The 12,398-nt window shown below is 61.1% G+C and carries 14 protein-coding genes and 1 tRNA gene; 8 read left to right on the top strand and 7 right to left on the bottom strand.

Going from position 1 to position 12,398, the window contains the following annotated elements; genetic code table 11:
* Positions 1-26 precede the first annotated feature (26 nt).
* A complete protein-coding gene (locus D460_RS0117935) occupies positions 27-776 on the bottom strand; it encodes a cytochrome c biogenesis CcdA family protein (RefSeq protein WP_018899958.1) in 750 nt (249 codons plus the stop codon).
* Between the two features lie 153 nt (positions 777-929).
* Here D460_RS0117935 and D460_RS0117930 point away from each other — a divergent pair, with 153 nt between their 5' ends.
* The gene (locus D460_RS0117930) at positions 930-2,738 is read left to right on the top strand and encodes a sensor domain-containing diguanylate cyclase (protein WP_018899957.1); all 1,809 of its coding nucleotides are present in this window, start codon (positions 930-932) and stop codon (positions 2,736-2,738) included.
* Positions 2,739-2,752: 14 nt separating this feature from the next.
* Here the strand turns inward: D460_RS0117930 and D460_RS0117925 are convergent, their stop codons facing one another.
* From D460_RS0117925 to D460_RS0117905, 5 genes are all read right to left on the bottom strand, one after another.
* Positions 2,753-3,082, bottom strand: a complete 330-nt coding sequence (locus tag D460_RS0117925; protein WP_037111602.1) for a DUF6665 family protein — start codon at positions 3,080-3,082, stop codon at positions 2,753-2,755.
* 182 nt (positions 3,083-3,264) lie between these two features.
* Entirely contained in the window at positions 3,265-3,426 is a 162-nt protein-coding gene (locus D460_RS0117920) for a hypothetical protein (protein WP_018899955.1), read from the bottom strand.
* Positions 3,427-3,512: 86 nt separating this feature from the next.
* Positions 3,513-3,779, bottom strand: coding sequence for a DUF2934 domain-containing protein (locus D460_RS33245; protein ID WP_018899954.1), 267 nt, complete (start codon positions 3,777-3,779; stop codon positions 3,513-3,515).
* A 97-nt stretch (positions 3,780-3,876) separates the two neighbouring features.
* Positions 3,877-4,521: a class I SAM-dependent methyltransferase gene (locus tag D460_RS0117910; protein WP_018899953.1), complete on the bottom strand. Its 645-nt coding sequence runs from the start codon at positions 4,519-4,521 to the stop codon at positions 3,877-3,879.
* Between the two features lie 186 nt (positions 4,522-4,707).
* Positions 4,708-4,783: transfer RNA gene (locus tag D460_RS0117905), tRNA-Lys, on the bottom strand.
* Positions 4,784-5,150: 367 nt separating this feature from the next.
* On the opposite strand from D460_RS0117905, the gene D460_RS0117900 reads away from it, so the two are divergent.
* The 5 genes from D460_RS0117900 to D460_RS0117880 all read left to right on the top strand — a co-directional run bounded on the left by D460_RS0117900 (position 5,151) and on the right by D460_RS0117880 (position 9,536).
* Positions 5,151-5,357, top strand: coding sequence for a hypothetical protein (locus D460_RS0117900; RefSeq protein WP_018899952.1), 207 nt, complete (start codon positions 5,151-5,153; stop codon positions 5,355-5,357).
* Between the two features lie 226 nt (positions 5,358-5,583).
* The gene (locus D460_RS0117895) at positions 5,584-6,882 is read left to right on the top strand and encodes an efflux RND transporter periplasmic adaptor subunit (protein WP_018899951.1); all 1,299 of its coding nucleotides are present in this window, start codon (positions 5,584-5,586) and stop codon (positions 6,880-6,882) included.
* A 9-nt stretch (positions 6,883-6,891) separates the two neighbouring features.
* Positions 6,892-7,611 carry an ABC transporter ATP-binding protein gene (locus D460_RS0117890; RefSeq protein ID WP_018899950.1) on the top strand — a complete coding sequence of 240 codons (720 nt, stop codon included), beginning with the start codon at positions 6,892-6,894 and terminating at the stop codon, positions 7,609-7,611.
* Positions 7,601-8,809 carry an ABC transporter permease gene (locus D460_RS0117885; protein ID WP_018899949.1) on the top strand — a complete coding sequence of 403 codons (1,209 nt, stop codon included), beginning with the start codon at positions 7,601-7,603 and terminating at the stop codon, positions 8,807-8,809. The genes D460_RS0117890 and D460_RS0117885 overlap by 11 nt, the downstream gene beginning before the upstream one ends.
* A gap of 109 nt (positions 8,810-8,918) precedes the next feature.
* A complete protein-coding gene (locus tag D460_RS0117880; protein ID WP_018899948.1) occupies positions 8,919-9,536 on the top strand; it encodes a GntR family transcriptional regulator in 618 nt (205 codons plus the stop codon).
* A gap of 48 nt (positions 9,537-9,584) precedes the next feature.
* Here D460_RS0117880 and D460_RS0117875 read toward each other — a convergent pair whose 3' ends face one another.
* The gene (locus tag D460_RS0117875) at positions 9,585-10,397 is read right to left on the bottom strand and encodes a ferredoxin--NADP reductase (RefSeq protein ID WP_018899947.1); all 813 of its coding nucleotides are present in this window, start codon (positions 10,395-10,397) and stop codon (positions 9,585-9,587) included.
* A 247-nt stretch (positions 10,398-10,644) separates the two neighbouring features.
* On the opposite strand from D460_RS0117875, the gene pcsA reads away from it, so the two are divergent.
* Together pcsA and D460_RS0117865 are read left to right on the top strand one after the other, a co-directional pair.
* Positions 10,645-11,373 (top strand): phosphatidylcholine synthase, encoded by a 729-nt coding sequence (gene pcsA, locus D460_RS0117870; protein ID WP_018899946.1) that lies wholly within the window; start codon positions 10,645-10,647, stop codon positions 11,371-11,373.
* 25 nt (positions 11,374-11,398) lie between these two features.
* Positions 11,399-12,382, top strand: a complete 984-nt coding sequence (locus D460_RS0117865; RefSeq protein WP_018899945.1) for a quinone oxidoreductase — start codon at positions 11,399-11,401, stop codon at positions 12,380-12,382.
* Positions 12,383-12,398: the final 16 nt, after the last annotated feature.

The following is a 12,398-nucleotide window of genomic DNA, read 5'->3' as shown; positions in this document are numbered from 1 at the left end:
GGCTTGTCTGCGGGAGGAGCCTAGTCTTAGCCGATTTTCATCAGGATTGGAAAGGTCTGCTGGAACCAGATCGCGGCGTCGCTGACGAAACCGAAGATGAAGGCGAGGCCGGTCAGAATCAGGAACACGCCCATGACTTTCTCGACCGTGCCGAGGTGGCGGCGGAAACGGGTAAGGAAGCCCATGAAGGCGCCGGAAAAGCCGGCGGCAATCCAGAAGGGGATGGCAAGGCCAAGCGAATAGACGGCAAGCAGGCCTGCTCCCGAGCCGACCGTTTCACGAGAGGCGGCAACGCCAAGAATGGCGCCGAGCACCGGGCCGATGCATGGCGTCCAGCCGAAAGCGAAGGCGAGCCCCATCACATAGGCGCCCGTCAGCGTCGCCGGCTTACCGCTTCCCTGAAAGCGGGCTTCCCGCGCCAGCACGCCGATGCGGAAGACGCCGAGGAAGTTCAGGCCCATGACGATGATGATCAGCCCGCCGATCTTGGAGAGCAGATCGAGATGCTGGCGCAGCGCCATGCCGATGCTCGATGCGCCGGCCCCGAGCGCCACGAAGACGGTGGCAAAGCCGAGTGTGAAGAACAGCGCCGAAAACAACACGCCGCGGCGCACATCCGGTGCAACCGTGACCGCCCCGCCACCCCGAAACTGCTCGACGGAAATGCCGGCCATGTAACAGAGATAGGGCGGCACCAACGGCAGCACGCAGGGCGAGAGAAATGACAGGGCGCCGGCAAGCAAGGCACTCAACAGGGAAATATCGGCAATCGACACGCGGTTCTCCGGCGCAGGGCATTCGAGCGCAGTCCTAGCGCAGCCGGTGGCCCACCGCCAATCACCTTTTTGCGTCTCGCGCCCCGGGAGCTTGGAGTGGTGGATACAACCTGTGTTAATTGTCTGGCAATTCGGACGCCCTAATATACCCACATGCGGATCAGCGTCATCACCAACTGGGCCTACGGAGTGACGGTTGTTCTGACCGTTCTCTCAGGCTCTGCTTTCATCCTGTCGGCCACTAGTGCCACGCGCGAACGAATCGCGGTCGAGGAGCATTTGGCGCTGGACGATCTCGCCGACGAGTTGGCGCTAGGCGCCGAAGAGCGCACGGATGAGGCGCGCCTCTATGTCATGCGTGACGACATCAGGCATCTCGATGCCTTCCAGGGCAAAGAAGGCGAGGAGCGCCGGCGCGAGCGCGCGATCCGGAGCGTGCGCGACTTGGGCGCCGCGCCTATCGAGTTGCAGGCGCTCGAGGACGTGGAGAAGAACGCCGACGTTCTCGACAAGATTGAAGAAGAGGCGATCGCCGCGTATCGCAACGGCGACCAGGCCGGCGCCCGCCAAACCTTGTTCGGCCCGGAACATGACCGCCTGCAGACGGCGCTCCTCGCCGCTGTCACCCGCTTTCGCGATCTGGCGAACGCCCGCACCCAGTCGGTCATGCACGACACCCAGCTGCGCAGCGACTGGTGGGGGTTCATCGCCAAGACGCTGCTCGCCGTCACCGCCGCCCTGTTCTTGAGTGTCCTTTATTTCATCCTCAAGCGCCGCGTCGCCATGCCCTTGATGCGCATGACCGGCATCGTCACGCGTCTGGCCAAGCAGGATTACGCGGTCGACGTGCCGCTTGATCGCCGCCGCGACGAGATTGGCGAGATGAACGAGGCCATCCACATCTTCCGCGAAAACGGGCTGGAGCGCGATCGTCTGGACGCCGAGCGCCGGCGCGACCAGCAGACGAAGGACCTCATCTTGCAGATGATGCACCGCCTGCAGGCCTGTCAGGCGCAGGAGGAGCTGGCCGAAGTCGTAGCCCTGTTCTCCCCGCAGATCTTTCCCGATCTCGCGGGCAACCTCTACATCATGAACGAAAGCCGCTCGACATTGTCGCGCATCTCCTCATGGCATGAGCCGCTGCGCTCCGAGCCTGTATTTCCGGCGACGGCCTGCTGGGGCCTGCGACGCGGCCGTCCGCATGTAAGCTCGCACGAGCACGGCGACATCAGCTGCCAGCATCTCGACCAGTCCGATACGATGGGACTGTGCGTTCCGCTGACGGCGCAGGGCGATGTCGTCGGGTTGCTCTATTTCGAAGAGCGGCCGCAAGGCCATATGGAAGCCGAGGCGTCCCGGCTCTATTTGGAGCTGATCGCCGAGAACATCGGCCTAGCCGCCGCCAACCTGCAGCTGCGCGACAAGCTGACCAACCTCTCCATTCGCGACGCGCTGACGGGGCTCTATAACAGGCGCTCACTCGATGAGGACATGAACAATCACGCACGCGATCGCGAGCTGGAGCAGCTCAGCTGCATGATGGTCGATATCGATCACTTCAAGCGCTTCAACGACGAGTTCGGCCATGACGCCGGCGACGAGGTCATGCGCTACGTCGCCCAGACCATTCTCGACACGATCGGCGACGCCGGCCGCGCCTACCGCTTCGGCGGCGAGGAGTTCACGGTCCTGCTGCCCGATATCAGCGATGCGGAAGGATTCGACATCGCCGAGCGCCTGAGGTCCAACATCCGCGGACTGGCGCTCTCTCATCGCGGCCGCATTCTCGGGCCGATTTCGGTATCGATCGGCGTCGGCTCTCTTACGGAAGGCGCTGCCGTCTCGACTTTGCTGACACGCGCCGACGCGGCATTGCTGCAAGCGAAGGGCCAAGGGCGCAACAGGACAGTCATGGCCTCGGTGCTGATGCCGGAGGATAGCAAACGGCGTGGCTCCGCCTGAAGGGCAGGTACGCGCTACTTCTGCGTCGATCCAAGCCGCACGAGCACCTCATCCGGAATGCCGTAGCGTTGGATAACGTCGCGAGTGTTGCGTAGACCGCAAATCTCACGCTGGACGAAAAGATCCCATACGGCGTCCGCCGCTTTGCGAAGACGCGCGTCGCGATCATCCTGCCCATGGCGCGCGGGATCCCACGCGTTAAGCTCGGCCAACGCCGCCTCGGCCTTCAGGCCGCTTCGTCCAAGCGAACTCGCGCGCTCCGCTCTCAATTCATACTCGAGAACATTGAACCCGCTCTCGACCGAGAAAGGCTGCCTCAGCGATTGAGGCGGACGAACGGTCATGACCATACCCTCATGCTCGCGCTCACCTATACTGTGGGCGAGCGTAGCTCGTTTAGCGAATGCGGTGACAGAGTAGGGGTGATCAGCTTGCCGGTAAAGATAGCCGCCGAGGCAATCGAGACGCCCCGGCCGAGAATCTGCTCTTGCAAGCGATGGTGATAACCGAGCCGCAGCTAGCCGCCTTACTTGGCGGCGGCGTTGCCAACCCGATTGCCCGCATTCTGCGTTGCGTCAACGGTGTTGGCCGCATCCTTGCCCATGCCGCGGATCGTATTGCCGCAAGAGCTGAGGGCCAGCATGACGCAAAGAGCAGCTGCGATCTTTGTGGTTATTGAGGAAGTCATGTCACAATCCTTTTCGTGGAACCTGTGACACAACGCATGGACCGGCAGCTGGTTGCATTCCATTGCCGTTCACGTGCTCTTACCGCTTATGGCTGCTCGCGCATTCCAGGCGTCGCTTCCCGCTCGTCGGCATCTTCCAGATCCGTCTTCACGATGAAGGCATCGGTATGCTGTCTTGCCGCTTCCCTGAGCGCCTCGAGGTTCGGCACATCATCACCCGCGATCTGGTCGCCGCCATGATTGATCTCATGCTCGGCCTGCGACCAATGTTCCTCGTGCCGTCCCTCAGGTTTGCCTTCGCGCTCCCAGATGGCATGGGCGCGGTCGCGGATATCTTTTTCACGGTCTGACATGATGTTCTCCGATGTTTTCCATCGCTAGAACTGGCGGCGGGCATCAAATGTTCCGGAGAATGTAAAGCGGGTCAGCGCCGCGCACAGGTGTTTTGTCCTATCGTATGGCGATCATCGACTTCGGCAGGCCCATGAAACGTTCCCAATGGATCTTCGCGTCGGGGAAATAACGCTTCATCTCTGTTGCGGTCAGAAGCTGCGTCGACAGAACCTCGCCAAACGTTTGCTCCTGTGGCCACCCCCATGTATGCCCCAACGGCCACCACTCGGCCGTCTTGACGCGTAAGGCCATCGGCATGAACTGCATGCCGGGGAACAGCCAGTGCGGCTCGATCGGGAAATAGCGATAAGGGGTCTGGACGAGATAGCGCGGTGCCATCTTTCTGGTGACCTCGGCGAGTTGCGAGAACGAATGATGCCCGCCAACATGCTCGATGAGGCTGTTGGAGAAGACGAGATCGAAGCGCTCGTCTCCGAATAGTTGATCGGCCTTGCAAGCGTCACCACGGATCGCGGTAATGCGGCCCTGCTGCTCGTCGATGTCGAGGTTGACAACGGTTACATGCGGCGGCTGGATCGGGGCTCTCAGCCACCATTCTCTCGTGCCGCCGAGATCCAGTATCTTCATCTTTGGAAGATCAGGCATCAGCGCGAGCATCATGTCCCAGCGCTTCAGGCGAATGCGAGCGGCCAGCGACCGGTCGCTGTTGACAAAGAGATTGCGGGCTGCTGCGACGTCCATATTGTGATCCCCATGCACACTGTGCCTGAGCTTAACGTAGCCTCAAGTGCGGGCTGCGTCGCCTTAGCCAATTGAGTTAAGGGCGTACGGAAATCGTGCAAGGATACTGCTCGGATAAAATGCAACCAAAAGCGGCGATTGCTCACCGCGCGCAAAACCAGAATCGGACTTAAGTTGTTGATTTAATGGTGAGAGCGATGGGGCTCGAACCCATGACCTACTGATTAAAAGTCAGTTGCTCTACCAGCTGAGCTACGCTCTCCCGTGTTCCGAAGCATCCCTCTAGGACCCCCGGCTGGAAGTGCGCGGAACATATGCAGACGACCCATTGCGGTCAACTGAAAAATCCACCTTTCCTGTGCATTAGGCACATTTCTTGCGATAGATCGCGAAGCAAGCGGTGCAGCGCAGCGGGAAGGCCTGCGGCTTACGGATTGGCGGCGGAAAATGGCAGCTAGCGATTAAGACTGTCGCCTATCGTCGATGTTCACGACTGAATAGGCGCCGCAAATGCACGAGCAGCAATAAAGTTCCCGAAAAATATTTAGGAAAATCAATCGGTTCAATCGCATTCGCGGCTTAACAAATCGATCCCTGGCCCTAAATCTCTCTTATACAAGGAGATGACCATGACCAACGTGATCGAACACACCAATAGCCGCAAGGTGCTGCGTGGCCGTGCCTATAGTCTTACGGAGTTCTCGCGCAAATACCGGCTCGGCCAGGATGAAGCCGTTCGCCTGTTCGAGAAATTCGGGCCGTCCGCTACTGAACTCGACCTGCTGATGGCCGCCAAGCGCCGTCCGCCCGTGTCGCTGGAGTCACTCGGCGCCTAATCGGCGCCGTTCGCGCCGGGGGCTGAATCACGCGGGCCATCAGCGCTCGCGAGCGGTGATGTGCGGCCTCACTCCGCGACAAACTCGAGTTTCATTACCAAGATTTCATTTCCATTTGACGTTGCTGCGTGCCAATGCGGTCAACTTGCTAATCCTGCGTTCAGCTTCAGATCGTTATTCCCGAAGCTGACAGTCGTATTGGCTGTATCTGACCGAGGCTGCCCGCATGAACGATATGACAACGCCGAATAAACCCAAAAGCACGGCAAACGCCGATCTCGCCGCTATCCTTGCCGCTTCTCAGCAGAAGCAGAAGGGCCGGTGGTGGAAGCGTTCGTTGGTATCGCTGGTCGTGATAGCGGCGCTTGGGGGCGGATTCTATCTATATTCGCGCCAGGGCGGCAACGAGGTGACCTACACCACGCAGCCGGTCAAGAACGGCGACCTGACCGTGCTTGTGACCGCCACCGGATCGGTGCAGCCGACCGAGCAGGTCGATATATCGAGCGAACTCTCCGGTACCGTGCGCGATGTCAATGTTGACTATAACAGCGAGGTGAAGGCGGGCGACGTGTTGGCGGTCCTCGATACGATCAAGGTCGAGGCTGACGTCAAGAGCACGCAGGCGAAGCTCGATTCGGCGAAGGCGAATGTGGTCAAGGCGACGGCCGATCTGGAATCGGCCAAGAGCTCCTACGATCGCTACCGCAACCTTGTCCAAAGCAACGTGACGACGCAGCAGAGCCTCGAGGACGCGCGCTACAAGTACGATTCGGCCGTTGCCACCAAGGAGATCAACGAAGCGGCAGTGCTGTCGGCGGAAGCCGATCTGCAGCTCGCCCAGGTCAATCTCACCAAGTCCAAGATCGTCTCGCCGATCGACGGCGTAATCCTCACGCGCTCGGTCGATCCGGGCGCGACGGTCGCGGCTTCGCTGTCGGCGCCGGTTCTCTTCGTCATCGGCGGCGACCTCAGGCAGATGGAGTTGCAGGTCGATGTCGACGAGGCCGATGTCGGCCAGATCGCGGTCGGCCAGAAAGCCACCTTCACGGTCGATGCATATCCCGATCGGACATTCCCCGCCGAGATCAAGCAGATCCGCTTTGCCTCGGAGACGACGAATAACGTGGTCACCTACAAGGCCATCCTCTCCGTCGACAACGCCGACCTGCTTCTGCGCCCGGGCATGACGGCGACCGCCGACGTCACTGTGGAAGCGGTCAAGAGCACGCTCATGGTGCCGAACGCCGCCTTGCGTTACGCGCCGCCGGCAACTGAAACCAGGCGCAACCGCGGCCTCTTCGGCATGTTTGCTCCGCCGCGCATGGGTCCTCGCGGCGGCAATCAGGGTGGCGGCGAGACCTTGACTGGTGCCAAGCGTCGGGTCTGGGTGCTAAAATCCGGCAAGCCGTCGCCTGTTGTCATCCAGGTCGGCTCCTCCGACGGCCAGTTCACCCAGGTGACGTCAGGCGATCTCAAGGAAAACGAAGCGATCATCACCGATTCGACCGAGCGGTCGAGATAGCGGCGCGCCATGACAACGCCGCCTCTCATCGAGTTCAGCAAGGTGTCGAAGATCTACGGTCGTGGCGAAGCCTCGATCCGTGCGCTCGATCATGTCGATCTCGCCATCCGCGAGCACGAGTTCGTCGCGATTATGGGGCCATCGGGCTCCGGCAAGTCCACTGCCATGAACATTCTCGGCTGTCTCGATGTGCCGAGCGCCGGCGATTACTTGTTCCAGGGCATCTCGACCACTGGTTTCGACCGCGCGCAATTGACGATGCTGCGCCGTCACATGCTGGGCTTCGTCTTCCAGGGCTTCAACCTCCTGCCGCGCACGTCGGCGGTCGAGAATGTCGAACTGCCGCTGATCTATCGGGGCATGCCGGCGGCCGAGCGGCACCGGCTGGCGAAGGAAGCGCTTGGCCTTGTTGGCCTCGGCGGCCGCGAGCACCACAAGACGCAGGAACTGTCCGGCGGCCAGCAGCAGCGCGTCGCCATCGCCCGCGCCATCGTCACGCAGCCATCCCTGCTTCTCGCGGACGAACCGACGGGCAATCTCGACACCAAGACCAGCATCGAAATCATGGACCTGATGACGCGGCTCAACCGCGAGCAGGGCATCACCATCGTCATGGTCACGCACGAGCCTGATATCGCTGCCTATGCGCAGCGGCTGCTGCGCTTCGTCGATGGAAAGCTGGAAGCGGAAACGGCGCATCAGGGAAGGGCGGGTCATCATGTTTCTTGAGACGGTCAAGCTCGCGCTGCGCGCCATCAGCCGCAACATGTTGCGGTCGTTCCTGACGGTGCTTGGCGTCGTCATCGGCGTCGCCGCCGTCATCGCGCTGGTCACGATCGGCAACGGCACCACCGCGCAGGTCACCTCCGAGCTGTCGCGTCTCGGCACCAACATGCTGTTTGCCCGCCCCGGACAGTTCGGCCCCGGCCGCGCAAGCTCCGAGGCACGGCGCTTCACCGTGGCTGACGTGGATGCCATCAGCGAGCAGGTCAGCGGGCTGCGGGCCGTAGCGCCGCTCAACCAGACCACCGCGACCGTCATCTATGGGGGGCAAAGCCACTCGACGACGGTCATGGGCACGACCAACGACTATTTCACCGCACAGGACTGGGACATCGCCTCCGGCCGTACCTTCGACGCTGCCGAAGAGCGCGGCCGCGCGCGCTGCATTCTCGGCGAGACGGTCCGTTCGCAGCTCTTCGGGTCCGCTGATCCGATCGGCCAACAGGTGCGCGTCGGCAAGGTGTCCTGCGGCGTCATCGGCGTATTGGCCAAGCGCGGGCAATCCGGCATGGGCACCGACCAGGACGATGTCGTCATCGTGCCGATCAAGGTTTACCAGCGCCGCATCGGCGGCAAGGCCAATGCCAATGTCTCGATGATCCTGATCTCGGCGCGCGATGGCGTTGCCACATCCAAGGTCCAGTCGGACACTGAAAACCTGCTGCGCGAGCGCCGCAAGATCATCCCCGGCCGCGAAGACGATTTCAACGTTAACGACATGACCCAGATCGCAGCCGCGATGACCGGCACGACGACGCTGCTCACCAGCCTGCTTGGCGCGGTGGCCGCGATCAGCCTGCTCGTGGGCGGTATCGGCATCATGAACATCATGCTGGTCTCCGTCACCGAGCGCACGCGCGAAATCGGCATTCGCCTGGCGATCGGGGCGCTGGAGCGGCAGGTGTTGATGCAGTTCTTGGTCGAGGCGGTGGCGCTGTCGATATTCGGTGGCATGAGCGGCATTCTGCTGGGGCTGGGGCTCGGATTCGGCGCCGTCTCTCTGCTCAAGGTGCCGTTCGTGGTGAGCCCGACGATGATCATCGTCGCCTTCGCCTTTTCCGCCGCGATCGGCATGATCTTCGGCTATTTCCCGGCAAGGCGGGCCGCCCAGCTCAATCCGATAGATGCGCTGAGGCACGAGTAAGCCGCTGTGAAATAACGGCTCTCCCTTCGGCCTAATATATCATGGCAACCTGCCATTGAATCCGTTAACGCGGGGCTTATGATATATCAGGTCGAATCACGGATCCGCGATGCCGAACTCCTCACAGAGCCATCTTGCCTATCTGGCGCTGGAACATGCCATCGTGACCTTGGCGTTGACACCCGGTGCGCTCGTCAATGAGAAGCAGCTGATCGATCTCTCCGGACACGGCCGTACGCCGGTGCGCGAGGCGATCCAGAAGCTGGCCTGGCAGGGATTGATCGTGGTGAAGCCACGCGTCGGCCTGCAGATCGCCGAGATCAAGCCGACCGACCACGCCCATGTGATGCAGGTTCGCCGCGAACTTGAGCCGATCGCGGCGGCACTCGTTGCCGAACAGGCGACCGACGGGCAGCGCAACCAGCTCGTCGAATGCGCACGCGCCATGAACGATTGCGCCGTCAGCGGCGATCTCGCGGGCTTCTTTGCGGCCGACAAGGCATTTGACGAAATTCTCGAAGAGTCCTGTCCGAATGCCTTCATCACCTCGGCGCTCGGCCCGGTGCAGACCCATTCGCGCCGCCTCTGGTATTCGAAGGCGAGCCCTGAACGTATGGACCGCTCGATCTCGCTGCACGTCGCCGTGATCCGCGCGATCCAGCAGGGCAAGGCGACTGAAGCACGCAAGGCCATGACGACGCTGATCGATTATCTCGGCCAGAAATGAAAACGGCCCCGTTTCCGGAGCCGTTATTCTAAGGATGTGAGGAGGCGATCAGCCGACGAAGGCGCGTTCGATGACGAACTGCGCCGGCTTACTGTTGGCGCCTTCCTCGAGGCCAGCCTGCTCAAGCAGTTCCTTGGTGTCCTTCAGCATCGCCGAAGAGCCGCAGATCATGCCGCGGTCGATCTCGGGATCGAGCGGGGGAACGCCGAGATCGGTGAACAGCTTGCCAGAGGAGATCAGGTCGGTGATACGGCCACGGTACTCGAAATCCTCGCGCGTCACCGTTGCGTAGTGCAGCAGCTTGTCGCCCACCACTTCCTGCAAGAGTTCGTCGTTCTGGATCTCATGAACCAGATCGAAGCCGTATTTCAGTTCGGCTATGTTGCGCGTGGTGTGGGTGAGGATGACCTGGTCGAACTTCTCGTAGGTCTCCGGATCGCGGATCAGGCTGGCGAAGGGCGCGATGCCGGTGCCGGTCGAGAACATGTAGAGACGACGGCCAGGCGTCAGCGCGTCGAGCACCAGCGTGCCCGTCGGCTTCTTGCGCATCAGCACCTGGTCGCCGGGCTTGATGGCCTGCAGATGCGAGGTCAGCGGACCATCGGGAACCTTGATGGAGAAGAATTCAAGTTCTTCGGCCCAGGCGGGGCTGGCGATCGAGTAGGCGCGGAAGATCGGCTTGCCCTCGACCATGAGACCGATCATCGCGAATTCGCCAGAGCGGAAGCGGAAACCTTCAGGACGCGTCATCGTGAAGCGGAACAGGTTGTCCGTGTAGTGCGTGACGCTGAGAACGGTTTCGGCGAATACGCCGGCAGGGATTGGGGCTGCGAATTCTTCGGTCTTTGCAGGGGCGTTCATTGCGGTATCGGATCCCGTAGTTCGTCGATCATCAATTCGATGCGAGCGAGATATTACAAATAGGCGGCGGATTAAAGGTATTCCATTCCCTCTGTGGCGAGTTGCATGAAATATGCATGTTATCGTCAGGTTTGGGAAACCCGATGTGCATCATTCGCTTTTGCTCTGGCGAAGCCCGACAAAGGATGCATATTAGGCCGAAATCGCGCCTCGGGGGTGCGGATTGCTTATGGCAACTCGGGGAAACATGAAGATTTTCAATTACAAGCGCGTACCCTACGCGGAAATGCGCGCATTTTCCGTCCATATTTTGACGGCCTCCGGTTCCTTCCTTGCTTTCCTCGGCGTCGTCGCCGCCGCCGAGCATCGTTTTGTCGACATGTTCTGGTGGCTGGGGCTGGCGCTTCTGGTCGATGGTATCGACGGACCGATCGCGCGCAAGGTCAAGGTCAAGGAAGTCCTGCCGAACTGGTCGGGCGATACGCTCGACAATATCATCGACTACGTCACCTACGTGCTGCTGCCGGCCTTTGCGCTCTATCAGAGCGGCATGATCGGCGAGCCATGGTCCTTCGTGGCCGCCGGCATGATCGTCGTGTCGAGCGCCATCTATTACGCGGACATGGGCATGAAGACGGAGGAGTATTTCTTCTCCGGCTTCCCCGTTGTCTGGAACATGATCGTCTTCACGCTGTTCGTCATGGATGCCAGCGCCACGACGGCGCTTGTCGTCGTCACCGTCTCGGTGATCCTGACCTTCCTGCCGATCAACTTCCTGCATCCGGTGCGCGTCCAGCGCCTGCGTCCGCTCAATCTCGGCATCTTCTTCCTGTGGTCGGCACTCGGCATCTATGCGCTGCTGATGCATTTCGTCGTGCCGCAATGGGCGCTCGTTCTTTTCGTTCTGAGCGGTATCTATCTCTATTGCATCGGCGCCGTCCTGCAGTTCCTGCCGGCGCTGGGACGCCGCGCTTAGGAGAATTAGGCATAGGAGAGCTGGAATGACGAAGACACAGGCGGTCGTGCTGAATGGGACCGGCGGTCCCGAAGTTCTCGATTATGTCGATATCGACCTGCCGCCACCCGGCGCCGGCGAAGTGCAGATAAGGCACGCGGCGATCGGCCTGAATTTCATCGACGTCTATTTCCGCACCGGCCTCTACAAGGCGCCGCATATGCCCTTCGTTCCGGGCAAGGAAGCCGCCGGCACCGTGACGGCGGTCGGCCCCGGCGTTTCGGATTTCAAGGTTGGCGACCGCGTCGCCTATGCCGGCTCCGACGGCGCCTACAGCATCGAGCGCAACATCGAGACCAGGCATCTCGTCACCGTTCCCGATGGCATCGGGCTCGATACTGCCGCGGCGATGATGCTGAAGGGCATGACGGCGCAGTATCTGTTGAACCGCACCTTCAAGGTCGGCCCTGACACCACGCTGCTCTTCCACGCCGCCGCCGGCGGTGTCGGCCTGATCGCCGGCCAGTGGGCCAAGGCGCTTGGCGCGACCGTCATTGGCACGGTCGGCTCCGACGCCAAGGCTGAACTGGCGCGCGGGCATGGCTACGACCATGTCATCAACTACAACACCGAGGATTTCGTCGCGCGCGTCTCGGAGATCACGGGCGGCAAGGGCGTCGATGTGGTGTACGATTCCATCGGCCGCGACACCTTTCCGCAGTCGCTCGACTGCCTGAAGCGCTTGGGCATGTTCGTGTCCTTCGGCCAGTCATCCGGCCGGGTTGAGGATTTCACCCTGGCGTTGCTGGCGCAGAAGGGCTCGCTCTTTGCGACCCGTCCGACGCTTTTCACCTATATCGCCACGCGCGATGAGCTAACTGATTGTGCAAACGCATTATTTGATGTTGTTTTGAGCAACAAAGTGCGTATCAATGTCAATCAGACCTATCCGTTGCGCGAGGTTGGGCGAGCCCACACGGAATTGGAAGCTAGAAAAACGACCGGAACGACGCTGCTGATCCCAGAATGATCCTGAAGGGGCAGGT

It is taken from the genome of Rhizobium sp. 2MFCol3.1 (assembly GCF_000377565.1).
GTDB lineage: Bacteria > Pseudomonadota > Alphaproteobacteria > Rhizobiales > Rhizobiaceae > Rhizobium.
The sequence above is the reverse complement of the archived record's forward strand: the minus strand, read 5'-3'. Positions and strand labels throughout refer to the sequence as shown.